At 34.3% G+C, this 26,436-nt stretch carries 21 protein-coding genes and 1 tRNA gene; 11 read left to right on the forward strand and 11 right to left on the reverse strand.

Annotated features, from left to right (window positions below):
* Positions 1-6 precede the first annotated feature (6 nt).
* The 4 genes from PC_RS01445 to PC_RS01460 all read right to left on the reverse strand — a co-directional run bounded on the left by PC_RS01445 (position 7) and on the right by PC_RS01460 (position 3,840).
* Positions 7-642 carry an NADH:ubiquinone reductase (Na(+)-transporting) subunit D gene (locus tag PC_RS01445; protein ID WP_011174849.1) on the reverse strand — a complete coding sequence of 212 codons (636 nt, stop codon included), beginning with the start codon at positions 640-642 and terminating at the stop codon, positions 7-9.
* 9 nt (positions 643-651) lie between these two features.
* Complete coding sequence (locus PC_RS01450) at positions 652-1,584, reverse strand: Na(+)-translocating NADH-quinone reductase subunit C (RefSeq protein ID WP_011174850.1); 933 nt, start codon at positions 1,582-1,584, stop codon at positions 652-654.
* Entirely contained in the window at positions 1,571-3,100 is a 1,530-nt protein-coding gene (locus tag PC_RS01455; RefSeq protein WP_011174851.1) for a Na(+)-transporting NADH-quinone reductase subunit B, read from the reverse strand. The genes PC_RS01450 and PC_RS01455 overlap by 14 nt, the downstream gene beginning before the upstream one ends.
* Before the next feature lie 263 nt (positions 3,101-3,363).
* Positions 3,364-3,840: a hypothetical protein gene (locus PC_RS01460; protein WP_011174852.1), complete on the reverse strand. Its 477-nt coding sequence runs from the start codon at positions 3,838-3,840 to the stop codon at positions 3,364-3,366.
* A gap of 214 nt (positions 3,841-4,054) precedes the next feature.
* Here PC_RS01460 and PC_RS01465 point away from each other — a divergent pair, with 214 nt between their 5' ends.
* From PC_RS01465 to PC_RS01475, 3 genes are all read left to right on the forward strand, one after another.
* Complete coding sequence (locus PC_RS01465) at positions 4,055-9,169, forward strand: hypothetical protein (protein WP_011174853.1); 5,115 nt, start codon at positions 4,055-4,057, stop codon at positions 9,167-9,169.
* Positions 9,170-9,241: 72 nt separating this feature from the next.
* Entirely contained in the window at positions 9,242-10,219 is a 978-nt protein-coding gene (locus PC_RS01470) for a hypothetical protein (protein ID WP_011174854.1), read from the forward strand.
* Positions 10,220-10,221: 2 nt separating this feature from the next.
* Complete coding sequence (locus PC_RS01475; protein WP_011174855.1) at positions 10,222-10,947, forward strand: ComF family protein; 726 nt, start codon at positions 10,222-10,224, stop codon at positions 10,945-10,947.
* Here the strand turns inward: PC_RS01475 and corA are convergent.
* Together corA and dnaA are read right to left on the reverse strand one after the other, a co-directional pair.
* On the reverse strand, positions 10,944-12,008 hold the full coding sequence (gene corA, locus PC_RS01480; RefSeq protein WP_044044719.1) for a magnesium/cobalt transporter CorA: 1,065 nt from the start codon (positions 12,006-12,008) through the stop codon (positions 10,944-10,946). The two genes, PC_RS01475 and corA, sit on opposite strands and share 4 nt — an antisense overlap.
* Positions 12,009-12,243: 235 nt before the next feature.
* Positions 12,244-13,590 (reverse strand): chromosomal replication initiator protein DnaA, encoded by a 1,347-nt coding sequence (gene dnaA, locus PC_RS01485; RefSeq protein WP_044044722.1) that lies wholly within the window; start codon positions 13,588-13,590, stop codon positions 12,244-12,246.
* 443 nt (positions 13,591-14,033) lie between these two features.
* On the opposite strand from dnaA, the gene PC_RS01490 reads away from it, so the two are divergent.
* Positions 14,034-15,206, forward strand: a complete 1,173-nt coding sequence (locus tag PC_RS01490; RefSeq protein ID WP_011174858.1) for a DegT/DnrJ/EryC1/StrS family aminotransferase — start codon at positions 14,034-14,036, stop codon at positions 15,204-15,206.
* 134 nt (positions 15,207-15,340) lie between these two features.
* On the opposite strand, the gene PC_RS01495 is transcribed toward PC_RS01490, so the two are convergent.
* Both PC_RS01495 and PC_RS01500 read right to left on the reverse strand, forming a co-directional pair.
* Positions 15,341-15,736 carry a CDC27 family protein gene (locus tag PC_RS01495; RefSeq protein WP_011174859.1) on the reverse strand — a complete coding sequence of 132 codons (396 nt, stop codon included), beginning with the start codon at positions 15,734-15,736 and terminating at the stop codon, positions 15,341-15,343.
* A gap of 2 nt (positions 15,737-15,738) precedes the next feature.
* On the reverse strand, positions 15,739-16,188 hold the full coding sequence (locus tag PC_RS01500; protein WP_011174860.1) for a DUF5399 domain-containing protein: 450 nt from the start codon (positions 16,186-16,188) through the stop codon (positions 15,739-15,741).
* Between the two features lie 214 nt (positions 16,189-16,402).
* Here PC_RS01500 and rsmH point away from each other — a divergent pair, with 214 nt between their 5' ends.
* The 6 genes from rsmH (at position 16,403) to PC_RS09790 (ending at position 23,071) form a co-directional block, all read left to right on the forward strand.
* Entirely contained in the window at positions 16,403-17,353 is a 951-nt protein-coding gene (rsmH, locus tag PC_RS01505; RefSeq protein ID WP_011174861.1) for a 16S rRNA (cytosine(1402)-N(4))-methyltransferase RsmH, read from the forward strand.
* An 8-nt stretch (positions 17,354-17,361) separates the two neighbouring features.
* Positions 17,362-17,655 carry a hypothetical protein gene (locus PC_RS01510; protein WP_011174862.1) on the forward strand — a complete coding sequence of 98 codons (294 nt, stop codon included), beginning with the start codon at positions 17,362-17,364 and terminating at the stop codon, positions 17,653-17,655.
* A 4-nt stretch (positions 17,656-17,659) separates the two neighbouring features.
* Positions 17,660-19,690, forward strand: a complete 2,031-nt coding sequence (locus PC_RS01515; protein WP_011174863.1) for a peptidoglycan D,D-transpeptidase FtsI family protein — start codon at positions 17,660-17,662, stop codon at positions 19,688-19,690.
* A 15-nt stretch (positions 19,691-19,705) separates the two neighbouring features.
* Positions 19,706-21,184: a UDP-N-acetylmuramoyl-L-alanyl-D-glutamate--2,6-diaminopimelate ligase gene (locus PC_RS01520; protein ID WP_011174864.1), complete on the forward strand. Its 1,479-nt coding sequence runs from the start codon at positions 19,706-19,708 to the stop codon at positions 21,182-21,184.
* 28 nt (positions 21,185-21,212) lie between these two features.
* A complete protein-coding gene (locus tag PC_RS01525; RefSeq protein ID WP_011174865.1) occupies positions 21,213-22,055 on the forward strand; it encodes an N-acetylmuramoyl-L-alanine amidase family protein in 843 nt (280 codons plus the stop codon).
* Positions 22,056-22,183: 128 nt separating this feature from the next.
* The gene (locus PC_RS09790; RefSeq protein WP_052278623.1) at positions 22,184-23,071 is read left to right on the forward strand and encodes a tetratricopeptide repeat protein; all 888 of its coding nucleotides are present in this window, start codon (positions 22,184-22,186) and stop codon (positions 23,069-23,071) included.
* 15 nt (positions 23,072-23,086) lie between these two features.
* On the opposite strand, the gene PC_RS01535 is transcribed toward PC_RS09790, so the two are convergent.
* Positions 23,087-23,160 (reverse strand) — tRNA-Arg (locus PC_RS01535).
* A gap of 468 nt (positions 23,161-23,628) precedes the next feature.
* Here PC_RS01535 and gnd point away from each other — a divergent pair.
* Positions 23,629-25,077, forward strand: coding sequence for a decarboxylating NADP(+)-dependent phosphogluconate dehydrogenase (gene gnd / locus PC_RS01540; RefSeq protein WP_044044724.1), 1,449 nt, complete (start codon positions 23,629-23,631; stop codon positions 25,075-25,077).
* 11 nt (positions 25,078-25,088) lie between these two features.
* On the opposite strand, the gene PC_RS09795 is transcribed toward gnd, so the two are convergent.
* The gene (locus PC_RS09795; RefSeq protein WP_011174868.1) at positions 25,089-25,721 is read right to left on the reverse strand and encodes a lysophospholipid acyltransferase family protein; all 633 of its coding nucleotides are present in this window, start codon (positions 25,719-25,721) and stop codon (positions 25,089-25,091) included.
* A gap of 14 nt (positions 25,722-25,735) precedes the next feature.
* Positions 25,736-26,422: a (d)CMP kinase gene (gene cmk / locus PC_RS01550; RefSeq protein WP_011174869.1), complete on the reverse strand. Its 687-nt coding sequence runs from the start codon at positions 26,420-26,422 to the stop codon at positions 25,736-25,738.
* Positions 26,423-26,436: the final 14 nt, after the last annotated feature.

Consider the following 26,436-nt stretch of genomic DNA (forward strand, 5'->3'; position numbering starts at 1 on the left):
ATGGTATTAAGCATTACCTTGCATTTTTTTAGATACGTAAATGAGACCACCGATCAGAAAAAAAGCTGCCGGAGGACTAACCATTAGAACAAAGTTTTCATAGCCGTCAGGATTTGCTGCTGTGGCATACCATGATTGAGGGATAACTTGATAACCAAATAGTTGGCCAAATCCAAATAATTCTCTAATAAAAGCAATAATGAATAAGACAATGGCATAGCCCGTTCCAGCACCTAACCCGTCTAAAAAAGCTGCTAAAGGCCCTACATTTTTCGCCATTCCTTCTGTTCTTCCCATCACAATGCAATTTGTAATAATTAATCCAACAAATACACTTAAAACTTTAGAAATACCAAAAAAATAAGCTTGTAAAAACTGATCAATAATAATGACAAAAACGGAAATAATTGCTAATTGAACGATCATGCGAACACTGTCTGGAGTAATTTTTCTCAGTAAGGAAACAAAAAGAGAGGAAAAAGCTGTGACAAATGATACTGAAAGCCCCATCGTAATGGCAACACTTAATCGATTGGTAATCGCTAAGGCAGAACAAATTCCCAAAACAGCTACTAAAACTTGGTTACTAGACCAAATTTGCGAGGTAAAATAACTCGAAACTGGAGGTTCGGGCTGGCTCATGAATTCCCTTTATTGTGATTGAATTTTAGCAAATTTATCTTGAGATTTAATTAAAAAAGGCCTGTAAGCTGCTAAGACATTTTTATATGCGTTTGTAACTCCATTACCGGTTAGTGTGGCTCCAGCCATACCATCTACTGCACTTAAAGCTTTGGGCGAATTTCCCAGGACTTCGCTGACTTTTCCTTTAACAACAGTAATTCCAAGTGTTGCGGTTTGAAAATCTGTTTTTCCATCAGCACTTTCTTGAAAAATGTGCTTACCTGGAAATTGGCTTTGCCAAGGAGCATCCGCAATATTTGCTCCTAAACCAGGAGTTTCTTTTTGATCATACCAAGAAATTCCAATGACTGTATTTCCGTCTGGCTTAATGGCTAAATAGCCATAAATTGCATCCCAAAGTCCCATTCCGTTCACCGGAATTACATAACCTTCAATCGGAGAGTTTTCATCTATATCTTTAGAATTTTTTTTGTTGGGGAAAATTTTGTAAATCAATTTCCATGGTTGTCTATAGTATCCTGTTTTACGGTATTGAGCCACATATTGAGATTCGTCAATTTTAGCTTCTTGGAAAGTTGTTATTTCCCCTTTAGAATTAGTTAAAAACGGTTGAATGCGATTTTTATAAATTTCTAAAATCTGTTCTCCAGTAGGGATGATTTCGCGATCAATTTGTTCTAAACTTCCTCCTGTTACGAATTTAGCAGGAAGAAATTCACCTTTCTCGTTTTGTATTAAAAAATATCCATAAGGGCTAATGATTCGAGCAGCAATAAGCATTTGTTTGCTTCGATCTAATTCTTTAGAAAGTTCTTGAGGGCCTTTTAAAGAACTAGCTAGTACTGACAAGATCAATGCACAGACCAAACTTAAGATAACCATGAAAATGAGCGTATATTGATTTTGGCTCATTCGAAGTTTTTGATTAGGCTCTGACACGTCGTAAACTCCTGTTCCTTTCATATTGGACTACATAATAATCGATTAAGGGAGCAAATACGTTAGCCATTAAGATCGCTAGCATAACTCCTTCAGGATAAGCGGGATTAATAGTTCGAATGACAATGGCAATCATTCCAGCAAATGCTCCATAAATCCATTTAGCTAACTTTCTAGAAGGCGAAGATACAGGGTCTGTAGCCATGAAAACGATCCCAAAAGCTAATCCACCTAAAAGCAAATGTTTATAGGCCGGAAATGTAAAAGCAGCTGGATTCCATGCTCCTCCCTCAGCTCCTAATAGACGTGTACCAAATTCAAAGAGTAATGCTGTCATAAAAGCTCCCAATGTCATACCTACCATAGTACGCCAAGAACCTACTCCTGTCCAAATTAGGAGAATAGCTCCTAAAATGCAGGCGAAAACAGAGGTTTCTCCCATGCAACCTAATTTATCACCTAAAAAGCAATGCCAGTCACTATTATGTCCAAGACCGTAGTTTAAGGAGGCAAAATGATAGGCATCTTCATAATTTCCTGATGCTAATCCTAATCCTCCATCCTGAAGAGGGGATGTAACAAATTGTCTAAGTTGATCAGATTCGAGTTGTGTTAAAGTGGCTTGATGTTGTCCGACTTCTTTCCATTGATTAAATTGTTTTTCAATGATAGGGAAGGAATGGACTTGATTTCCTAAATCATTGGAAGCAATGGCGTCTACATGAATGCGTTTGATCTCTGGAGTTACATTAAATCGAGCAAGATGAGTCGCTTGACTATAGCCATCTAAACTTCCTGTGTGAGCATCATGATTCATTTTAAGTAAACTTTCACGTACCAATGTAGGATTTGTTCCAACCCAAACATCACCGGACATTTTTCCAGGAAAGGTGAAGAATAAAAAAGCTCGGCAAGCAAGAGCGGGATTTACGATATTCATACCCGAACCACCAAAGACTTCTTTTCCTAAAATGACTCCTGCTGCTACCCCGACTGCCACCATCCAATAAGGGATTGTAGGAGGAAGGATTAATGCGTATAGAATACCCGTGACTAGAAGTCCTTCTGTGATTTCATGACCTCTTAGAATAGCAAATAAAGCTTCACATAATCCACCCACGGCATATGAAATAAGGATAATGGGAAGTAATGTTGTCAGCCCTATTTTGATAATGGTTAAAAAACGATTATCTTTCAAAGCGAAGTCTATGTAGCCTTGTAAAGAATTAGATCCTGATAAATATTCATTCATCAGTTTAAAATCACCACTTGTATAAATGAAATTTTGCAAACCTGTATTCCAAATTGCCACTAAGAGACAAGGAATGAGAGAAAAAATGACGATCATCATCCAACGCTTAATATCTACTGCATCGCGGATATGAGGTCCTTTCTTCGTATTTAAAGGAGCTTCGTATAAAAAGGTATCTGTCGCTTCAATTAAAGGACGTAACTTATGTAGGGGTTTTCCTTTTTCGGTCAAAGAAAGTTGATAATCTAACAGTCGTCTTAGCATTCGCGCATCCTTCTAATCTTTAACAATATAAGTATAAAAATTGTTTTTAGATTGCATACATTGGTGTGTTTTGAGTTTCAAAACTTCTATTGTACTTTGTGTCAGGCTATCAAATTAGCTGGATCTTGCAAATAAAAAAATAATGAACAGCAATACGAAAATTGTAACGATTATTTTTCGTGTTATATTAGATCGTAAAAAATCTTTAAAAATTCTTATTTGTTAAAATTTTTGAATGATGGAAATTTATTTTTGGGATGAATTTATTCAATAATAGGCAAAATTTGATAGTGGATAGTTGCGGTGGTAGATTTATAAGGAAAAGGGCAGACGACTCTATACGGAAGACCTGTGGAAACTTGATAAGCAAAATAAACAAGTTGATTCGATTCAATTTTAGGTTTGTGCATGATAGAAACATCAAAGATTTTATAATCTGTTAAGCGATGTTCAAAAAAAATAGTGGGTTGAGCGCGTTCGAGTCCAATGCGCTCTTTGTAACTATTTTGATATGTTTTAATACATTCAATATATTCAAACTCTCCTCCTTTCCACAAAAAGTTTGAAAGTTGTGCAAAAGAAACTAAATGGAGAGGGTCTGAAAGTTCGGGTAATGCTTCCACTAAAAGCCAGATGTGAGGATAAATTCGATTCTGATATTTAACAACTGGTAAATTTTCATTCCAACTTAGACAAACTGTGTGAGGACCAATAACCAATTTTTTTGGTGGTAAATTCATATGCTTTCTTTGCTGTTGCTATTTGCTATTACATTCAACAATATGGAATGTGAACTTTCCCTTCAATTTTTTTATCTTTTGTAAACAATTGTTTCCTGCATTTGATCAAGCTCTATTGAGTGTTAGTGGTAAATAAGTTACAATAACCTTTTTTTCAGTCACTTGAACGCAAGTTTTCCTTTTTGGAAAATTCTAAGTTTTTGAGTTTTAAAGTATGTTTAAAAAAGTCTGCCTTATTACATTCGTCGCTTGTGTGGTAGGGATAGTTTTGTTTTATCAAACGATTGAATCATCCATTTTAAAATGGATGATTCAAAATTATTCTGCGCGTTATTTTGAAACCCCGCTTCAGTTTAAAAAATTTATTTTACATAAAAATCAAATTGTTTTGCTTGAGTTACATACAGAAGACGATCAGTTTTCAGCTGATAAAATGGTCTTAGATTACAATTTAGATCTTTGGAATAGACAAGTTAATTTTTTTATCACTCTGGATCAACCAAATTATAGGTTAAAAGAAAAACAAGATAACCAATTATCTCGATTGCGTTCATGGACTGAAAAAACAACCTGGATTAATCTCCAAGCAAATCTGAAGATTAATCAAGGAGCTTTGATTTGGAACTCTTCTCAATTAACGCATCAAATGCAATTTGATTTAGCATTCAATCAAAAAGACGGTGGATATGTTAAAGCTTATTTTCAAGATTCAGAAAAAAATAATAACTATTTAATTTTAGAAACTTTAAATCACTCAAATTTCATGCAAATTAACTTGCAATGTCATGAAATTGAGGCGACTAGTTTATTTTCTTTAGCTAAGACGGTATGGAAAGGATTGAATCATTGGCAAGTCTGCTCAGGAATTTTAGATGGAAAAATAGAAGCAATTTTTGTTCCTTATTCACGTCCTTACTTAACAGGAGATTTGTATATTGATCAATTAGCGTTTACAGACATTACAGCTAATTTAAAAGGAAATATTCAACGAGCCTGGTTACATCTAGAAAAAAATAGTCATCCTAATAAAGAGGAAGACGTCTTAACAACCGTTGGTCATGTTGAGTTTTTAAAGCCCGCTCACTTAAATTACCAGTCAAAGCAGATTGACAATTGGTCTATAAACCACATTCTAGGGCGTATCTCTATCGATAGTTTAGAAAAAATGGTTGTTGATTTAAAAGCGAATGGTCTTTATCAACAAGAACAATGTGATTTCAATCTCATTGGTGAAGCGAATTTAAATTCCCGACGCCACCTAAATTTCAAGCTGGATTTATTTTGTCGTTCTCCCAGCCAACAAGAAGGTCATGTCTATTTTTTTTTGGATGAATTATCTCAAGATCCTAAAAAAATTGAAATTAAGTTAACAAATCTTTCGCATGTGGAGTTTGGTTTCATACAAAGAATTTTGAGTATGTACTGGCCTAAACTTTCAAATATTGAATTAAAAAGTGGGATTTTTCAGGCTACTCTTGAAGCACATCTCATTAAAAAAAATCTAGAAAACATTCAATTTAACCATCTTCAAGTAGATGATTTGAAGTTTAAACTTTCTAATTTTAATGCTGAATTTTCTCTGAAACATGCAAAAGGTAATGGATCTATTCAGCCCTTGGTCCCAGAAATATGGCGAACCATTAATACCGAATTGCATATTGATAATGGAAATATTCAATTATTAGGTTTAGATCAAGTTCCTTCTTTGACGTCTATTCAGACACATTTAAAAGTAGTCAAAGGGCTTATTCCTCATGCTTTGGCATCCCTGCAATTTGCAGGTCTTCAAGGAGACATGGATATTGAGTGGGGAGAAGAGGAGAACCTTATTAAAATCAATTTAAATGGAGAAATGCAAGATCTAGCAAAATTTTTTCCTCAACATTTGAAACAAGGAATTCACAATCATTTAAATCATCATCAGTTAGCTATTGTAGCTGATATCAAGAAACAAGCTTCAAATGTCGATTTAACAGGTATTGCTAACATTTGGCAGAAAAACCCTGAAAATGCGCAGCTTATTCATTTTGGAGGAGAATTAAAAAAAATTGCTGATTATCCTGAACGGGAATTTGCCCCGCTTGGTTGGTTTTATGCTCATAATGTCGATCTTGAAGAATATGTTGCGCCTTTTATATTCAAGCCAGCTTCTGTAGAAGTAAGAGGAAATGCTGAAGTCAAAGGTTCTATTAATCAAGAATTTCTGACAATTAATTATGATATCGATCAATTAGTGATTGAAAATGAAAATTTATTAATTGAATCTAAGCAATTACATTCATCGGTCCCTGGAAAACTTTTAGGTTTTCATGAGCTCAATTTCAGGTCGTTACATCATCGAGGAATGCTTCCTGTTCGATGTGCTACCTATTTAGACAAAAATACTGGGCTACATTTTGACAATATCCAAGGTAAGGTCTTATTTAAAAATCAAACAATTCATATTCATTCTTTAGAAGGAGAGTGTCAGGATATTCAATTCGCTGGCTGTTTGGCATTAGATTATGAAGATCCAGCCCCAGAAGTATTTAATTTAAAAATTCATTGTCCGATTTTCAGTGGTAAAATTTCTCAAATACAGCATGTTTTAGAAATGCTTCATATTTCTTCCCCTGTTACAAAAATGAGAATTGATGGAGAATTAATAGGGAAAGGGGAAGGATTATTTTTAAAATTTGAATTTTTCCCAAATGATTATCATCTATTTGCAAGAGCTAATGGAGCTTTACTAGATGGGTATTTTCCTTTCGAAAAAGAAAATTTATCTTTAAAAGGACTTTATGCTGATGTAGATTATTTGCATTCTGAATCTTGTTTAACTCTCTCTGATATTCAAGGGACATTACTCATTGGAAGACCAAAAGTAGTTCAAGAATGCGATTTAAACGGGCATCATCTCTCTCTAAAAAATTTAAATAAATCCTATATTGATATTGATTTAGACATTTGTGTGAAAAAAGAGCAAGATGAACTAGCCCGTTTAGTTGCTATCACTCGAGAAACAATAGGGGGAGGTAAACAGATTGTTATCAATCCTGATTTATCGCATTTGGGTCATATTTACCCAGAAAAATTTCAATGTGAATTTTCATCAGAGGGACATTTATCTTCTTTTGAGTTTGCATCTCATTTTAAAATTCATCCCCTTATAAAAAATTTATGTTTATTTAAAAAATCAGGATTGTTTTTTTTACCAGCTTCTTTCATTGCTAAAATAGATCAATTAGAACCTGTCGAAGGGGTAGCAGATTTTAGTTGGCATTATGATAAGTCAGAAAATAGCTTTTCTTATCAACTAGAAAGTAATTCTATACATTCTATCTCTCGTCCAGTTCATAAAGCTTTTCTGGCAGGAAAGTTAGCTAACCGGCGATGGACCATTGATCAAATTCAATGGGATAATATCCATTTATCTGTTGATTTTTTACAACTAGAGGACAGATGGAAAATTAATTTTTTTGGATTAAATGATTCTGAATCCACCGTTTTGGGTTTAGAAGGAGAATTTATTCCTGATAAGGGGTTGTTAAATCTTCAAGTGAACTTATTAGAGCTTAATTTAGAAAGAATAGAGCAATGGTCTATTTGTAAAAATTTTGCTATTAATTGGAACCCTCGAGGACAGTTACAGCTAAAAGGAAAGCTTAAGTTCGATCTTCTATCTGACTCATATTGTCATTCGATGATGGGATATTTAAAAGGCACGGCAAGAGCACTTTCTGTTCGTAATTGTTCTTTTGAAATTAATCGACCGATTCAGATCGATTTTTTAGAAGAAAATGAAATTCTCATTCACGAACTTCCTATCAACTTGAATCGACAATTTCGACAATTGGCTGAATGTAATTTTAAAATGCTTTATTTCAATCCAATAAAAAAAGATTGGACATGCGAACAGTGTGATTTTCTTTTTCCTTCTCAGACTTTGAAAGAACTTTCTGCCATTTTATATCGTCATTTTCCTGATTTTATCGAGGAAAATAGTTTAGAACTGCTATCAAATTGTAAGCAAGAAGGCAATTTAGTTGGGAAATGTGCTTTTAAAATGAGCCCTTCTCGTCAAAAATTTCAAGTGAATCTAGAAAATGGGGCTTATTTCTTAAATAGCCAGTTATATGATTTAAAAAATACTCAATTTATAATTGATAACAACTTGTTGACATTTTCCGCAGACACCCAACAAGAGAGATGTGCATTTCAAATTAAAGGGACGGCTGTTTGGCCAAAGCTTAATCAAGGAGAATGTTTTTTCGTTGATGAAAAAGTGACTTGTTTCCCTTTGAAAATTTCTTGGAATCGAAATAAAAACAAAGAATTTCATATTCAAAAAATAAAGGGACATTTTTGTGGATTAGATGTAAACCTTGTAGAAGTTTGTGAAGAGTCTTCTTCGCAATGGTTTGCTCTAAAAGGAACAATTGGCTTAAATTTTAACTTAATCGATCCTTTACTAACTTATGATATATCTAAAAAAATCCAAAAACTTATGCTGGGCCCTCAGTATAAAATGGTTGGTCATTATTGGTTAAATAAAAAAGGAGGCCCATCTTTATTAGAGTCATTTTATTTTCAAGGGAAACTAACTGCTGATGAAGCGATTTTAAAAGGATTTATTTTTAAGCAAGTTGAAGCCATCATTAACTATCAACCTAAAAAATTAGAAATCAGTCAATTTCGCATAGAAGATCCTGCAGGTATTTTTCAATGCTCCAAGTTAACAGTATTTCAAAATAAAAATAATGTGTGGCAATTTTGCCTTCCTCAACTGTCTGTAAAAAATTTCAAACCGGCTTTGTTAAAAGAAGAAGTACAAACAGTGACATTTGCACATAAATTTAAATCTTTGTTAGTCAAAAGATTAGATTTAGAAGGATTTCAAGGTTACTTAGGTGATGTCTCAACTTGGCAAGCCGAAGGTCGTTTTCATTTTCTGAATTCATCACCTAAAAATGTTGTTCATACTCCTCTTTTAGCAATTCCAGCTGAGATCATCTTAAGACTCGGTTTAGATCCACAGGTATTAAACCCAGTGAACGGAACAATTTTCTTTAAGATGTACGGCAATCGCCTTTATTTGACTCGACTTAAAGATGTTTATAGCGAAGGAAGAGGATCTAAATTTTACTTGGTTAATCATGAAAGGCCTTCCTGGATAGATTTGGATGGAAAATTATCTATTTTGATTCGAATGAAACAATATAATCTGATTTTTAAAATTGCTGAATTATTTACTGTCTCTGTTCAAGGGAATCTAAAAAAGCCAACCTATTCTTTGCAAAAGCAAGCAAAAACTTCAAAAAAAGGAGCTGCAGCTTTGTTTGGTAAATAAATATTTAATAAAATTAAATTTCGTTTATAATTTTGCAAAACAAAAATAAATAAAATTTAATAGAGAAAATAAATGTTTTTAAATAAATGGTTTGTTGTCTTTTTAATTTTCCTTCTCAGCTTTCTTGGAATCTACTTTTACAATTCTTTAACTGATGGTTTTCGAATTGCTCATATCACTCATCAGTTAGATTTTACACCTTTCTGGAAGACATCCAATTTATCGGAACATGAAAAAAAGTCTTTGAAAGCTATATTAGATCAAAAATATACTTATCTTGGCAAAGGAGCTCAGTCTTATGCCTTTGTTAGTGCAGATCACCAATATGTTCTAAAATTTTTTAAATTTAAAAATTTTAAACCACATTTTTTAGTAAAACTTCTTCCTTCCTTACCACCTTTTAATCACTACAAACAGCTTTATCTTCAGCGCAAGCAAAAAAAATTGATGAGTGTGTTTAATGGTTATGATATTGCATATCAACAAAACAAACTTGAATCAGGTTTAATTTATCTCCATTTATTACCTACAAATTTTTTGAATTATAAGGTAACTCTCGAGGATAAAATGGGGATTATTCATAAAGTAGATTTAGATTCTGTCGCTTTTTTAATTCAACGTAAAGGGGAGACACTTGGTAATCATCTAACGAGTTTATTAGAACAAGGAAATCAAGAAAAGGCAAAACAAGCTATCTCAAAAATTTTTACTATGTATATGCAAGAGTATCAAAAAGGGATTTATGATCGAGATCATTCTGTGATCGATAACACAGGATTTATTGGAGAAAACCCTTTTCATTTAGATGCCGGCAAATTGACACGGGATGATCTGATTAAGCAACGAAAATTTTATAAAAAAGATTTAGAGCAGGTCGCTTGGAAGATTGATCAATGGATCAAAAAAAAGTACCCAGACTATTATTATTCTATTTCTTCTTACCTCGCAAACAATTATAATGAATGGATAGGAGAAATATTTGATCCTGCAAAAATTGATTTAAATCATTATCGAAAAAATCGTCATGTTTTGAATCAGGCAGAGGAATAAAAATGTATTGGTGGCAGGAGATTAAAAAATCCTGGATCCATTTTGTTTTTCCCGCTACCTGTTTATATTGTAAAGAAAGTTTACAACCTAGCCAAGCTGTTTTTTGTTATGCTTGTGCTTCTCTATTAGAATTGATTAATCCCCAAGAAAGATGCCCCATTTGTTTTGATTTAAAAAATAATACCTTCGTGCATAAATGTGAAAGATGTAAGGCTTTTCCTTCACTTTTTTTACGCCAAGCTTCAGCTTTTGATTATTTTGGTCCAGCTCAAACGCTTGTCAAACAATTAAAATATGGAAATCAACCTCATTTGGCGAAGGGGATGGCAGCATTTTTAATGACTCAATTTGATCGATTAAAGTGGCCATTGCCTGATATCGTAATCCCTGTTCCTATGTCTTTTTCTCATTGGTTAAAAAGAGGATATAATCAAAGTTTTTTATTAGCTGAAGAAATGGCAAAAATTCTTCACATCCCTCTTTTCAATTGTCTTAAATATACTTCGGGTAATTACGGACAAGCCTCTTTGAATTTAGGACAAAGAAAACAGCTTAAACAAGTATTCAAGTTGAAAAAAACGTTTCAGATTCAGGATAAGAGGGTGTTACTCATCGATGATGTCATGACAACAGGAACAACTCTTCATAAATGTGCGGAGGCTTTAAGTGAAGGTTTTCCTGGTTCTCTTTATGCTTTAACTTTTTGTCGTACAACTGTTTATGATTAAATCCATTTTTTTTGTCGGAAGTAATGCAACATCAATAAGCTCAAAGTTAGCATGAACAACATAATCAACGGATATCCAAATGGATAATGTAATTCTGGCATGCTATCAAAATTCATTCCATAGATGCTTGAAATAAACGTTAAAGGAACAAAAATTGTGGAAACAATTGTCAAAACTTTCATGATCTCATTTGAGCGAATATTGATGTTAGACAAATAAATATCTAACATTCCTGAGACTACATCACGAAACCCTTCAATGATATCATTGTTTTGAATAATATGATCATAGACATCTTTTAAGAAAATTTGTGTATGCGCATTGACTAACGGAGGTTCAATACGTTGAAAACGATTAACTACCTCCCGCATAGGCCAAATAGATCTTTTCAAAACAGCTATTTCTTGTTTAGCTCGCTGAATGCTTTGTAAAGTACCAGGTTTTGGAGAACGGACAAGTTCTTCTTCTAAATGATCTAAATTGGTATCAATTTTTTCTAAAACGATGAAATAATGGTCCACAATAGTATCTAACAAAGCATAAGCCAAATAATCTGCCTTTTGTTTGCGTATGCGAATGTTACCTTGTCGAAGTCTTTCTTTAACAGAAGTAAAAACATCTTTATCTTGTTCTAAAAAAGAAATGAGTAAATTTTGTCCAAAAATAAGACTGACTTGCTCGTCTTGGATTTGATGATCTCGTTGATTATATTTTAAAAATCTTGCAACAATGAAAACTTGGTCTTGGTAGATATCAAGTTTTGGGCGTTGAGAAGTATTAAGAATATCTTCTTGGATAAGTGCGTGTAAATCAAAACGTTTGCCAATCGACGCAATGCTGGCAGGATCATAAACGCCAAACACTTGAATCCAAGTCATATTAGGAGTTGTAAGATGATCTAAACATTCCTCTATAGATACGTTTTCTTTTTCAATAAACTCTGATTCAGAATATTCAATGATGGAAAGTTTAATTTCGTGGGGCGGTTTTTCTCCTATGGGAATTAAAGATCCGGGGGAGAGGCCAGTTTTTTTAGTTCTATTTTTTAATAGTCGATACATAATGAACTCGCTAAAGTCTAAAAATTCAAGTGAACAAAAACTTAAATGATTTCGAATATATAAATCCAAAATCTAGATGATTAGCTTATCTTTAATGGATGATCAAACATTCACTAAATTGATGGATGACAACAAATGTAGCTTTTATTTTAGAGATAACGCATTTAATGTCTATCTTTAGTTCGTTTATATAAGTGTATGAATATTGTAAGAAATCATTAAAATTAACTAATAATTAAGATTCAATATTTCGACGTACCATGCCAATTTGGCGTCGTAAGGTTTCATCACTAGCGACTTTTTTCTCAATGTTTTTGCAAGCATGCAGAATTGTTGAGTGAGTTTTGCCAAAAGACGCTCCTAACATGATTAAAGATTCGTTGATCATTTCTTTAGCTAAATACATAGCGACTTGACGAGGAAGAGCGATATCTTTTGTCCGAGTTGATCCTCTTAAATCACTGACGCGAACTTGAAATACAGCAGCGACACTTTTAAGAATTTGTTCAACAGAGATTTTTTCTCTGGGAGCTTGTTGCAACATTTCACGTAGAGTTCGCGAAACAAGTTCTTCTGTAATATTTAAGTCGAGAAGACGACAATGTGCGCTTAATCGGTTAATTGCTCCTTCTAATTGCCGAACGTTATTATGAATATGTTCAGCAATAAAAAAAGCTACTTTATGAGGAATATGTAGACCTTTTTGCTCAGCCTTATACTGTAAAATGGCTACCCGAGTTTCGAGTTCGGGAATTCCCATATGAGCTACAAGACCCCCTTCCATTTTTCCAATTGTTCGTTCCGAAAGCTTTAAAAGAGAAGGAGGTTTATCACTTGTGATAACAATTTGAGCTCCTTTATTTTTTAAAGCTTCAAAAGTATAGGATAACTCTTCTTCAAAATTTAATCGGTTTTGTAAAAATTGAATATCGTCCACAAGCAATACATCAATTTCTGATCGATAGAATTTTTTCATTCGATCGACAGATTTATTTCTTAAGCTATCTACTAAATCATTGATAAAAGCTTCTGTCGTAATGCATTGTACGCGCAACTTCTTGTGATTTTCTTTAATATAATGTCCAATACTATGTAAAATATGTGTTTTACCTAATCCCACTCCTCCGTGAATAAAAAGAGGATTATATGATTGGCCTGGACGTAAAGCAACTCCCATTGCAGCAGATTTGACAAATTGATTAGTTGGACCTTCAATAAAATTTTCAAAACGGTAATTATTATTGAGTTTAACATCAGAATTGGGCGACTGCTCTTCTTTTTGAGAAGAAGAAATAGAAAAATGGTTGGGTGGAATGATTTTTTTTTGCGGTGGAGCAATAATAAATCGAATGGCAGGTTCACCTGACATATCGACTGGCAAAAACGCACATAAATCTTTTTTATAATTCGAGAGCAAATATTCTTGTACAAAAATATTTGGAATTTCTAGAGTGACTTCTTCCGTCGAACAATCAATCACTCGAATAGGAGCTAACCAGTTTCCAAAAGCGGCTGGTGAACAGCGTGTTTTTACAAATTGTAAAAACTGTGTCCAGACATTTTGTGTTTCGCTAGTTAGCATATTTTTGTTCCTTAAAAAAGTTATGAACAACGTTTCCACAGCACATTCTGGGGTGATTTCATGAAAGAATTTACCATGAGCTAATCTTAGCTGGCAAGTAATTTTCTTGATGGTCTATTCCATTTTATAAGTAAACCGTTGATTATCAAAATGACAGGCAGGAAAGAAAAAAATCTCTTTGATAAACCTAAAAATTGGAGTGTAAAATATTTTTTTAGTTTTTCCACAACTAGGACGTTAAAGGAAAAATGAGGGACTAATGAGTGGTATAAAAGAGATTAAAATAAAATTTTAACGATCAATTTTTGCTTTTTCCACAATTCTTCTTTTGGCATCTTGATTCTATGAATTTTGGATTAAGAGTTTAAAAAGCAGATGCAATAAAGAAAAAAACTTAAAATTCAAGCAGATCATCAAATCAGTTCAGCTAGGAAACGACAACTATGACGAAATTTTCATTTATTCCTTATGCAAAACAGACTATCGAGCAAGAAGATATTGAGAGTGTAATGAATGCCTTGAAAGAAGATGCAATTACTCGAGGCCCTCCTGTTAAAGCTTTTGAAGAAGCGATAGCAAATGATTGTAATGTGCGTTATGCAGTTGCCTTCACTAATGGAACAGCCGCGCTTATGGCTGCTTATTTTGCAGCCGAATTACAACCTTATGATTATGTGATTTCTTCGCCCAATACCTTTATTGCAACTGTTGGAATTCCTTTACAGCAAAAATTACAAATTCATTTTACCGACATTGACAGAGAAACAGGAAATTTAGATCTCTCTCAAATCAAAAAAATGTCTAGCATCCAACTTAGTCGTGGACGTTTTATTGTTGTTCCCGTCCATTTTTCAGGCCTTGCAGTCGATATGCAGGCTTTGGATTATTTGATTTGCCAACCTAATGCCGTTGTGATTGAAGATGCTGCTCATGCCATTGGGTCTTTTTATCCCAGTGGAGAAAAAGTGGGAAGTTGTGTTTACAGTAATATGACTATTTTTAGTTTTCATCCAACTAAAACAATCACAACAGGGGAAGGGGGAATGGTGACAACTAATGACCCTGGCCTTTATCATCGTTTACTTTTATTTCGAGATAATGGAATTGAGCGAGAGAACCCTTACCTTTTAAATGCGCAAATGCCCGGCTATTATGAAGTTCATGCGATTACAGGGAATTTTAATGTAACAAGCTTGCAAGGGGCTTTGGGTCTTAGCCAATTAAAAAGGTTGAAAGCTTTTGTGGAAAAACGTCGCCTTCTCATTCAGCATTACCGCCAAGCTCTAAAAGACTTCCTTCATTTAAAGCTATTCACAAATTCTCAAGATGACATAACGGCGTTTCATTTATTTGTCATTCAAATCGATTTTGAAGCCTATCAGACAACACGTGAAAGTGTAATGGAAAAGTTGAAACAGCAGGGAATTGGAACGCAGGTTCATTATATTCCTTTATATAGACATCCTATTTTTAAAAATCGCAATCAAGATTGGCAAAACCTTTTTCCAAATATGGAAGCTTATTATAAACAAACTTTAACATTACCTCTTTATCCAGAGCTAACCACGAAGGATGTAGATCGAATCTGCGAGATACTCAAATCAATTTTAAAATAAATTATTTAAATTTGGTTTTATTTCTAATTGGCGAGTGAGCTTACTTAAAATTTTTATTTTTAAATATTGTGAAGTTAATGACTTAAAAAAAATCTAGTAGTTAATTATGTTATTTTGTCTTGCTATTTGTCATTTTAGCTATAGGCTAAAATAAGAGCTTTAGCAACATTAGAGATAGAGGGATCAGGTTCATTTTTTAAAATATGAGAGAGCTTTAAAGCTTCTTCTATTTTTCCTAGCATAAAAAAAGCTTTAGCTAAATTGAGGAGAGTAGGGCCGTGATCAGTTTCTAATTTGAGGGCTCTATCTAGAGATTTAAGAGCCTTGGCAGGTTCATTCAGTTCTAAAAAAATGGCACCAAGTGTTTGTGCATCATAAGCACTTTCGGGATCCAAGACATTTAATGCTTCAAAAAAAGCTAAGGCAATATTGTACTTGCCCTGTCTCACATAAGAGTAACCCGTATAACGTAAATCTTCAATGTGTTCTTCAGTCCAGCCAAGTTTATTTAGCCAATTAATTTTGCCCATGTTTATCCTTGTAAGAACTGTCCAACTCGACCAACAATAAAACTTAACCAATTATTAATCTTATCAATTTGATCAAAGCAACTCTTAATCGCTTTTTTTTCTTTTAAATCTTCTTCGGTTTCGCATTCGACTTCTTCTAGCTTGCGTTCGTCCTCATCTTCTTTTTCAAAAGAACCTAGGCTAGGCGCTACTCGAAAAAAACCAAAAGGAGAGCGACGTTGAAAGCGAAAGCGAGGTGGGGGAAAAAAGTAAGCCCAAGGAGTTTGAATAGGTACAATTCCTAATAACAAATCCATTTCAGATAGTTTAGGATAAATATCGACGAGTAAAATTTGTGGGGGAATAGATGATGCTTCATCTAAATGATATTGCTGATTAATTTGCTCAATCAACTGCGTGCGTCTAGCATATTGGACATAAATTCCAATATCTAATTGGTCGATAGTTGTCATGAGTATCAGTCCTTAAATATGAATTAATCGTTAATTTTATTTTAACAATACTAATATTTATTAGTAAAATGGTATAAATTCAGAGTAACATTTGCTGAGTTTTTGTCCTTAAAAGTAGATTATTAGCAAATAAATTTGAAGAAGTTAAGGGGTTTCGTTGATCTTCTAATAGAACCTTAATTATAATGTTTATGTTAAATTTACAAGTGTAACTATGCCTATTCCTTTTTATCCCCACCGATCCGTTTTATTAGAAGAGGTGATTGAAGCATTCCAACCTGTTCAATTGAAAGTATTTATAGATGGAACGTTAGGAGCTGGTGGACATGCAGAAGCAATCCTTGAACATCATCCAGAAATTGAGCTCTATCTAGGGATTGATCAAGATCCCAATGCTTTAAATATTGCAAATAAAAGACTTGAGAAATGGAAACAGAAAATTCTCTTAAAACAAGGAAATTTTTCTCAGTTTGATATTTTTTTAAAAGAAATTGGTTTTTCTTCCATGGATGGGCTTTTGGTTGATTTAGGTGTTTCTTCAATGCAGCTTGATCAGCCAGAAAGGGGGTTTAGTTTTTCTAAAGATGGCCCTTTAGATATGCGTATGAATCCTGAAGGTAAGCTAACTGCCGCTGATATTGTCAATACCTGGTCAGAACATGATTTAGGAAAAATTTTTCGTGATTACGGAGAAGAAAAAAAATGGCGTTTAGCAGCTCGTACAATCGTGCAGGCAAGGCAGGTAAAACAGATTTTGACGACAACAGATTTAGCTAATCTTCTCAAACCTGCTTTTGCTTGGAATCCCAAAAAAGGGATTAATCCGCTTACTCTCATTTTTCAAGCTTTGCGTATTTGTGTGAATAGAGAATTAGATGTATTAGAGCAGTTAGTTTCGAAAACATTTGACTATTTAAAACCTGGTGGACGAGTCGCTGTGATTAGCTTTCATAGTTTAGAAGATCGTATTGTCAAAAATGAATTGCGATTGGCGGCCAGTGATAAATGGGAAACGACAGGTTTAGGAAGTGGTTTATTTCGTGATAAAAAACCTGTAGCGAAACTTGTGAATCGAAAACCAATTTGCCCCCATGAAAAAGAAATTAAAGAAAATCCGCGTAGTCGGAGTGCTAAATTTCGAATTGCTGAAAAATTGGAAGGGTAGGATAACAAATGGGTCTTCTAATTAGGTTATGGATTTGTATTTTCTTTGCTGGATTAACTCTTTATAAATATATCGATAAATTGAATGAGTTGACTGAATTGCGATTATCAATTCCTATAGTTACGAAAGAGCTAAAAGAGGTTCAGGAAAAAAATGCAGAACTTTATTATGCTATTGAAAGATTTGAAAGCCCTGTTCATTTAATGGAGTTGGCCAATAAACCGGAATTTGGACATCTGAAATACCCTCCCTTAACCGATGTTCTATTGATCCCTGAAGAAAGTATTATAGAAATTCATTAATAACATGACTTTAAAAAAAATTCCCAACTCTTCTGAAAAAAGGCGCCTTCTTTATGTGGCGCTATTTATTTTTATTTTGTTTTCTTTTCTAATTATTCAATTTTACCATATTCAAATTTTAGAAGGAAAAAAGTGGGCTATTCAGGCTCAAAAGCAGCATTTTTTTATTGTTAAAGAACCTTTTATTAGAGGAAGTTTTTATTCTAATCCCTTTATTAAAAAAAATCATCCCGCTATTCCACAACCCTTTGTGATCGATGTTCCAAAATTTCATTTATATGCTGATCCAGAATCAATTCCGATTCCGCTAAAAGAGGAAATCGCCGACCATTTAATGGCTTTTCTTGATATTTCAATTTCTGAAAAATTCCATTTACAAAAGCAGTTAGACAAATCAAGTCGGAGTCGAAAATTGGCTATGTGGCTCGATAAAGAAACGCATCAAAATTTGCTTAAATGGTGGCAAGGATACGCTAAAATACATAAAATTCCTCGGAATGCTCTTTTTTTCATTAAAGATTATCAACGTTCGTATCCTTATGGGAAAGTTTTAGGTAATGTTTTACATACTATCCAAAACCAAAAAGATGAAAAAACTCGCCAAGCGCTTCCAACAGGAGGTTTAGAACTTTTTTTTAATTCCTATCTGCAGGGAAAACAAGGAAAAAGACGTTTAATGCGCTCTCCTCGAAATTCTTTAGAAACAGGGGAAGTTATTGATTATCCGGAACACGGTGCGGATATTTACTTAACAATTAATTCTTGCTTACAAGCTATTGCAGAAGAAGAAGTGGAAAAAGGTGTCAAAAGATGTAAAGCCAAAGGGGGCTGGGCTGCGATGATGGATCCTCGCACCGGGGAAATTCTTGCTTTAGCTCAATATCCGTTTTTTAATCCTCCTGATTACCAACAGTTTTTTAATGATCCTCAACTCATTGAACATACGAAAGTGAAAGCTGTAACAGATGCAAATGAGCCTGGATCAATCTTCAAACCTTTTACAATCGCTTTAGCTTTAAAAGCCAATCAAGTATTAAGACAAAAAGGAGAAAAAGAGCTTTTTTTTCCCGAAGAAAAAATAGCAACCAGTAACGGTCGTTTTCCTGGGCGATCTAAGCCTATTTCAGACACGCGAGTACATTACTTTTTGAATATGGATATGGGAATGCAAAAATCGTCAAACATCTATATGGGTCGATTAGCAGAAAAGATCGTGGGTAGACTTGGCAATGAGTGGTACCGCAGACAACTTCAACAATTATTTGGATTTGGTCAAAAAACTTTTATCGAGCTACCTGCGGAAAGTCCTGGGATTTTACCTACACCGGGGAAGTATCATCCAAGTGGAGCTTTGGAATGGTCTTTACCTACTCCTTTTTCATTAGCAATAGGGCATAATATTCAAGTCAATAGCATTCAAATTCTTCGAGCTTATTCTGTGTTGGCAAATGGGGGATTTCTAGTCAAACCTACGATCATTCGACAAATTGTTAAAAAAGATCGTAATGCTCAAACGCAAATTTTAGTCGATCACACAAAGAAAGAACGAATTGCACAATTTCCGCGAGTATTAGAAGAGGATATTGTTAAACGAGTTGTCCAATCTATGCGTTATGTGACAAAGCCTGGAGGGACAGCTATCAAAGCAGATGTGCCTGGTTATACGGAAGTATGTAAAACTAGTACTGCCAAGAAAATCATTGATGGTGTTTATTCGGAGCGTTTATATTGCCCTACTCTTGCTGGTTTTACTCCTGCTGTACACCCTGCTTTTGTTTTAGTTGTGACGATGGATGAGCCAGAATATGGTTACATTCCAGGAGTGGGAAAAAATCATAATGGAGGTAATTGCACAGCAAATGTTTTCCGAGAAATTGCAACGCGTTCTCTTGCTTATCTTGGAATTCCTCCAGATGATCCTTACGGCTATCCTTATGGAGATCCAAGAAGCAATCCGGAAAAGGCCAGTTGGATGAATGAAACGAGAAGATTGCAAGAAATATATAAGAAATGGAATAACATCTCCGAAAATTAGGGCATAGCGTTTAAAATGAAGTTAAAAGAATTGTTTAGAAACATTGAATCCTGCCAGTTTAAAGGCTCCCAAGAAGTGTTGTTGACTGGATTGACAGCTAACTCCAAATCCCTTAGTCCAGGAAATCTATTTATTGCTAAAAAAGGAAAAATGTTTGATGGCAACTCCTATATAAAAGAAGCTATTCAATCAGGAGCATGTGCGATCTTAACAGATCTTTTTGATCCTTGCCTAAAAAAAGTTGTGCAAATTATTCATCCCAATCCTAACGAAATCGAATCTATTTTAGCGCGCGATTACTATCAAAATAGCTCTGAAGAGTTATTTATGGTAGGAATAACAGGGACAAATGGTAAAACAACCATATCTTTTATTATTAAATATCTTTTAGATCTTTTTCACGGTCCTTGTGGTTTGATTGGAACAATTGAATATATCGTTGGATCTCATCGATACCAGGCAACACGAACAACCCCTGACGTTATTGAAAATCATAAAATGCTTTATGAAATGTCTTTGTCAGGTACAAAATCCGCTGTAATGGAAGTGACTTCACATGCCCTTATTCAAAAAAGAGTAGAATATATTGATTTTGATGTTGCAGTGTTTTCCAATTTAACTCTCGATCATTTGGATTACCATTTGACAATGGAAAATTATTGTGCAGCTAAAAATTGTTTATTTGAGGGATTGGGTGAGCAACCGACCAAAAAAAGAAATGAAAAATGGGCAATTGTGAATATTGACGATCCATGGTGCGAACAAATAGTCAAAGGATGTCAAGCTCATCGCCTGACTTACGGAATAGATAAGCCGGCTGATTTACAAGCAAGTCATATTAAATTAAGTTCGCAAGGAACATCTATTAATTTGACTTATCAAGGACAAACAATTGAATGTTTTTGGCCTCTTTTAGGTCGATTTAATATTTATAACTGCTTAGCCGCGATAGGTGTATTGCTGACTCAAAATATTCCTTTGAAAGAAATAGTAGAAAAAATGGCATGTATTCCCAATGTGAAAGGGCGTTTAGAAAAAGTTTTAAATAATTTAGAGCTAGATATTTACATTGACTTTGCTCATACCGACGATGCGTTAAGTAATGTTTTAAAAACACTTTCCGAAATTAAAAAGGGACGTCTTTTAACAATATTTGGTTGTGGAGGCGATAGAGATCCCAGTAAAAGGCCTAAAATGGCAATAGCCTCAGAGCAATATTCTGATTTAAGCATCGTTACTTCAGATAATCCTCGCTCAGAGAACCCCATAAGTATTTGCCAAGAAATTGTAACAGGTTTTGTTAATCCAAATTCTTTTATTGTAGAAATAGACAGAAGAGCGGCTATTCAAAAAGCCATTGAAATCGCCTCACCAGGTGATATGATTTTGATTGCTGGGAAAGGGCATGAAACTTATCAAATTTTATCTCATCAAATTATTGAGTTTGATGATGCAAAAGTTGCTGCTGAGATATGTCTGCAGCAAAATAAATGATTTACTTAATTTTTTTTAAGAGACATGCATGTTTCGTATTATACAATGGTTGAATTTCAGTCTAATATTAATTGGCCATACACTATACGCTCAACCACCTTATAAAGCTAATTTTCCTTTGCCTAAGACTAATCCTATTAAGCAACTTTATTCTAAAGAAGTGTTAGAATGCATTAGTAAGCCACTTCTCATAAAAAAAGCTTTTATTGTGATTGATCCTGGTCATGGAGGGCATGATGTGGGGACTCAATCTATTTCTAAACCTCGGTATCAAGAAAAATCGTTGAATTTAGTCACTGCGAAATTTGTTTGTAGTTATTTGCAGCAACTTGGATATCAGATATTTATGACGCGCGAGAACGATAAATTTATTTCATTAGATAAACGAGCGCAAATAGCTAATAAACGGAAACCTACTTTGTTTGTCAGCGTCCATTATAACTCAGCTCCTAGTAGCGAAGCTCAAGGGGTAGAAGTCTTTTTTTATCAATCTGATGATAAAGAACGCGCACGTAAATCTAAACGGTTAGCTCAACTCATTTTACAAACTGTTTTAACAGAAACAGAAGCTAAATCTCGTGGAGTTAAGCATGGAAATTTCGCTGTCATTCGTGAGACGAATATGCCTGCAGTGCTAATTGAAGGAGGCTTTGTTACAAATGAAGAAGAATTAAAAAAATTAAAAGATCCGGCCTATCTAAAAAAAATTGCTTTGGGCATCGCCAAGGGAATTGACGAATATGTCAGAAGAATAGGCAAAACTGAAAATAAAAAAGAGATCAGTGCACCAAAAAAATTTAAAAAACTAGCTAAGCGTTTAACTTTAGAGACCCCTATCTCAAATTTAAGTCATACAATTGATCTCTTTTGACCGGATTAAAATTGCTTTTTTAGTTGAGTAATTATTCATTGCAAGTGAATCATTGTTATTTTTAATTCTCTAAATTTTAATCGATTAATAATTAGATTCTCATTTTATCCTAATTAAAGGAGTCAATGATGTCATTTTCTTTCAATAAGTTACTTATTTTATTTACATTGTCTTACAGCTGGCTAGTTAGTGCTTCACAAGGGTTTTTAGAAGAAAAAAATTTGAATAAAACGGCTAATTTGCCTATTCGGGAAACACTTCAAGAAAGATTAACTTCTTTAGCTCTTGAAGGGGATATGAACGCCCAGTACAAGCTTGGCATGTTATTAATGAATGGCGAAAAAGAGGATTGTCTTAAAGGCGTTGAATGGCTTGAAATAGCGGCGGAGCAAGGCCAAGTTGAGGCTCAACTGACTTTAGGAAAGATGTATCAAATAGGCTTGAAAGTCGAAAGAAATTCTCTTACCTCTCTATACTGGATTTCACAAGCGGCATTGCAAGGAAATGAAAAAGCTATTCAATCCTTAAAAAACTTATTTTCGACTTTTCAAGAGTTATACAGTATTCATTTACCAAAAGAAGAGAGGAACTATTGGAAAATAGATAATCATCAGGTGAGTATTGACGAGTATATTATTGAGTCTGTCCCATTAAATGAAACTGTTACTCATTGGTCGCAAATTTTTACTATTTCGTTTATGTCCAAAAAAATATTAAATCGAGATTTTAAAACAGCCTTGAGCAGTATGAATGCTGTTAAAGAATTGATGAGAAAAAATTATGGGGGCAAGGCTAAATTGACTCCTATACAGGTGACAGATAATGATGTAATTTATGAGTCTTTTATCCCTCTTAATAAAACGAATCAGTTTGAAAATGAAATTGTCAGACTTATTAGAACTCCACGAGGTTTGTATCGGATTGCTTATTCGAGAAAAAATTCGTATATTGACGATAAAACCAAGCATAAGTGGTTAAAAAGTTTGTGTGAAGCAGATTTGATCAAACTGAAGTAATTCTCCTTGATGAATTGTCCTCGGCGCGACTCGAACGCGCGGCCTGTTGCTTAGGAGGCAACCGCTCTATCCACCTGAGCTACGAGAACATAATGGAAAACATTTAATCCAATATTCAAATGTAAAAGTCAAAAAAATTACTCAGCTCTGAATGTTCTTCACATTAGCAAATGTCAAAGCAGTTTATCATTTTTCATAAATTAAGATAAATATCCTTGCTAATAGAATTAAGGAACATCAGGATATTTTTTTAATTGATTGTAAATAAAAAACTTGTGAAAAGTATATTCAAAAATTTAATAAAGGTTTTTAATCAAAAAAAAACCAAAAAAAGCAATTTTTCCTTCGATGGGTAATTTTACCTTGCGTATGTTGTCAAAATAGGTGTTAAGATTTTAAATTATTTTGAAACAGATAGGATTTGGTTGTACCTTTTTATTAATTGCTTAAGCCTCTATCACTTTTATTAAATAGAATTGGATGGCAAAAAACATTATCTTTTTAATCTTTTATTATTCAAAATCCGCATTAATAACCTCTTAACGAAGGACATGCACATGACACAAGCAGATATTGGTTTAATCGGTCTAGCCGTAATGGGACAAAATCTCGTTCTTAATATGAACGATCATGGATACACGGTTGCTGTTTATAATAGGACAACTTCCAAGGTAGATGAATTTTTAGATGGGCCAGCAAAAGGCACAAAAGTCATTGGGGCTCATTCATTAAAAGATTTGATTAGTCAGTTGAAACGGCCACGCCGTGTGATGCTAATGGTTAAAGCAGGTGAACCTGTCGATAATTTTATTGAGCAATGTCTTCCTTATCTTGAAAAAGGTGACATACTTATCGATGGAGGAAATAGCTTATTTACAGACACAAATCGCCGTTGTAATAGTTTGAAAGAAAAAGGAATTATTTTTATTGGAACGGGAATTTCTGGAGGAGAGGAGGGAGCTCGTCATGGTCCTTCTATTATGCCTGGAGGAAATCCTGAGGGATGGCCACATATTAAAGAAATTTTTCAATCCATCAGTGCTAAAGTTGAAGGGGAACCTTGTTGTGATTGGGTAGGCGATCAAGGAGCTGGGCATTACGTTAAAATGGTTCATAATGGGATCGAATATGGCGACATGCAGCTGATTTCAGAAGCTTATTATTTGTTGAAAGAAGCTCTTCATCTTAATCAAAACGAATTATATCAGGTGTTTGCAGATTGGAATAAAGGAGATTTGGATAGCTATTTAATCGAAATCACTTCGAAAATATTTAAAGTGAATGATGAAGACGGAAAACCACTTGTAGATAAAATTTTAGACGTTGCAGGTCAAAAAGGCACAGGAAAATGGACAGTGATTAATGCATTGGATTTAGGAATGCCTTTAACATTAATTGGAGAGGCAGTTTTTGCAAGATGTTTGTCTGCTTTAAAAGATGAACGGGTAGCTGCAAGCGAGTTATTGAAAGGGCCTGATGCCAAATTTGAAGGAAATAGGGAAGAGTTTATTCAAGCAATTCGAGAAGCTCTTTATTCCTCAAAAATCATTAGTTATACTCAAGGTTTTATGTTAATGCAACAAGCGGCAGCAGAATATAAATGGCAGCTTAATTATGGGGCAATTGCCTTAATGTGGCGTGGTGGATGTATTATCCGCAGTCAATTTTTGGGCAAAATTAAAGAAGCATTTAAACTAAATCCAAACCTCAAGAGTTTACTTCTTGATGAATACTTTCTTCAAGAAATTCAAAAGCGGCAAAAAGGGTGGAGAAAAGTCGTTTCTAAATCAGTTGAGCTTGGAATTGCCACTCCTTGTTTTAATACTGCCTTGGTGTTTTACGATGGTTATCGCACAGCAAAATTACCTGCCAATCTCTTACAAGCTCAAAGAGATTTCTTTGGGGCTCATACCTATGAACGAGGAGATCGGGCTCGAGGACAATATTTTCATACAGATTGGTCAGGCACCGGTGGAAAGGTGAGTTCAGGTTCGTACAACGCTTAATCCTATGAATTTTAGCTAGGAATGTTTCCTATACAGCCATTGTCAGACCATTGTTTGAGAGCTTCAATTTTGTGTCTGACGACTGTTGTCAATTCTTGGCTAGCTTCTTTAGCATTCGATTTAAGAAAAGGTTCTATAGCAATCGGCTTTCCAAATACACAAACAATGGGGTGTCCAAAGCTAGGAAAAGAATGTGTTCTTGGCCAAGCTTGGAATGTTCCTGAAATGTATGTGGGTATAATGGGAGAGCGCGTACGAAGAGCAAGTCTAGCAAGTCCTGTATGAAAAGGGATCAATTCTCCTGTTCTAGAAATCCCTCCTTCGGGAAAAATAACAACTTTTTTGTCTTGGCAAAGAAGTTGTTGTAAGACTCGAAAGGAATGTAGGTCTTTAGTGGGATGAGCATTAAATGCTTTTAAAAGCGTTTTTGAAAAAAAAGTAAATAAATGGGTATGAGCTAAAAAATGAACCTCTTCGGGCCAAGTTGTTCGCATCATCAAAGGAGGATCCATAAGAGAGGTGTGATTAGGAGCTAAAATGGATTTGCCAGTCGGTAAATTTTCTTTTCCAAATAATCGAAAATGGTAAAAAAAGCGAAAGCCTAACCGAAGGATAAAATTGGAAAATCTATATAATGGATTCATTTTGTGTTAAAAGTCTAACTTGGCCGTTTCGTCTTAATGGTGTCTTTATATTCTAATATCTTATAAACAACCTCATCGATGCTTAAATCAGAAGTATCGATAACAAAAGCGTCTTCTGCTTGGCATAAAGGAGAATATTCACGAGTAGAATCATAGTTATCTCGTTTAGTGATTTCTTCCAAACATTTTTCTAAAGTAAGTTCTTTTGTTTCCTCGGGGAATTTTGAGGTTAATTCATCATACCGTCTTTTCGCACGCACATCATTGCGTCCAGTCAGAAAAATTTTGATGTTCGCATTAGGAAAAACAACAGTTCCCATATCGCGACCTTCAAACACAGCATTTACCCCCTCCGCAAGCTCGCGTTGAATTGCCATGAGTTTTTCTCGAACAGCTTTAATGGCAGAGACTTTAGAAACAGATGAAGTGACTTCTTTTCCGCGAATAAGCTTGGAGACATCTTCTTTATCAACAAAATAATGCCTGTCATGATGAATCACTTTGATATCAAATTGAAAGTGGTCAAGATAGTTTTGAAGAGTGTCAGGATCGGAAAGATCAATTTGATTTTTTAAGATTCCAAATGTAAGAGCACGGTACATAGCGCCTGTATCAAAAAAAATAAAACCAATAGATTCCGCAAGTTTTTTTGCAATTGTACTTTTTCCTGTTGCAACAGGTCCATCAATAGTAATGATCATAAATTTCTCATATT

It is taken from the genome of Candidatus Protochlamydia amoebophila UWE25 (assembly GCF_000011565.2).
In the GTDB taxonomy this organism is placed as follows: domain Bacteria; phylum Chlamydiota; class Chlamydiia; order Chlamydiales; family Parachlamydiaceae; genus Protochlamydia; species Protochlamydia amoebophila.

Bases quoted from the DNA above. Each gene is read 5' to 3' on its own strand.
- PC_RS09790 (WP_052278623.1), top strand. From the start codon at position 22,184: ATGTCATTTTCTTTCAATAAGTTACTTATTTTATTTACATTGTCTTAC.
- PC_RS01510 (WP_011174862.1), top strand. From the start codon at position 17,362: ATGGGTCTTCTAATTAGGTTATGGATTTGTATTTTCTTTGCTGGATTA.
- PC_RS01470 (WP_011174854.1), top strand. From the start codon at position 9,242: ATGTTTTTAAATAAATGGTTTGTTGTCTTTTTAATTTTCCTTCTCAGC.
- PC_RS01455 (WP_011174851.1), bottom strand. From the start codon at position 3,100: ATGCTAAGACGACTGTTAGATTATCAACTTTCTTTGACCGAAAAAGGA.
- dnaA (WP_044044722.1), bottom strand. From the start codon at position 13,590: ATGCTAACTAGCGAAACACAAAATGTCTGGACACAGTTTTTACAATTT.
- PC_RS01495 (WP_011174859.1), bottom strand. From the start codon at position 15,736: ATGGGCAAAATTAATTGGCTAAATAAACTTGGCTGGACTGAAGAACAC.
- PC_RS01445 (WP_011174849.1), bottom strand. From the start codon at position 642: ATGAGCCAGCCCGAACCTCCAGTTTCGAGTTATTTTACCTCGCAAATT.
- PC_RS01500 (WP_011174860.1), bottom strand. From the start codon at position 16,188: ATGACAACTATCGACCAATTAGATATTGGAATTTATGTCCAATATGCT.
- PC_RS01520 (WP_011174864.1), top strand. From the start codon at position 19,706: ATGAAGTTAAAAGAATTGTTTAGAAACATTGAATCCTGCCAGTTTAAA.
- gnd (WP_044044724.1), top strand. From the start codon at position 23,629: ATGACACAAGCAGATATTGGTTTAATCGGTCTAGCCGTAATGGGACAA.
- PC_RS01465 (WP_011174853.1), top strand. From the start codon at position 4,055: ATGTTTAAAAAAGTCTGCCTTATTACATTCGTCGCTTGTGTGGTAGGG.
- corA (WP_044044719.1), bottom strand. From the start codon at position 12,008: ATGTATCGACTATTAAAAAATAGAACTAAAAAAACTGGCCTCTCCCCC.
- PC_RS01460 (WP_011174852.1), bottom strand. From the start codon at position 3,840: ATGAATTTACCACCAAAAAAATTGGTTATTGGTCCTCACACAGTTTGT.
- PC_RS09795 (WP_011174868.1), bottom strand. From the start codon at position 25,721: ATGAATCCATTATATAGATTTTCCAATTTTATCCTTCGGTTAGGCTTT.
- PC_RS01515 (WP_011174863.1), top strand. From the start codon at position 17,660: ATGACTTTAAAAAAAATTCCCAACTCTTCTGAAAAAAGGCGCCTTCTT.
- PC_RS01475 (WP_011174855.1), top strand. From the start codon at position 10,222: ATGTATTGGTGGCAGGAGATTAAAAAATCCTGGATCCATTTTGTTTTT.
- cmk (WP_011174869.1), bottom strand. From the start codon at position 26,422: ATGATCATTACTATTGATGGACCTGTTGCAACAGGAAAAAGTACAATT.
- PC_RS01525 (WP_011174865.1), top strand. From the start codon at position 21,213: ATGTTTCGTATTATACAATGGTTGAATTTCAGTCTAATATTAATTGGC.
- rsmH (WP_011174861.1), top strand. From the start codon at position 16,403: ATGCCTATTCCTTTTTATCCCCACCGATCCGTTTTATTAGAAGAGGTG.
- PC_RS01490 (WP_011174858.1), top strand. From the start codon at position 14,034: ATGACGAAATTTTCATTTATTCCTTATGCAAAACAGACTATCGAGCAA.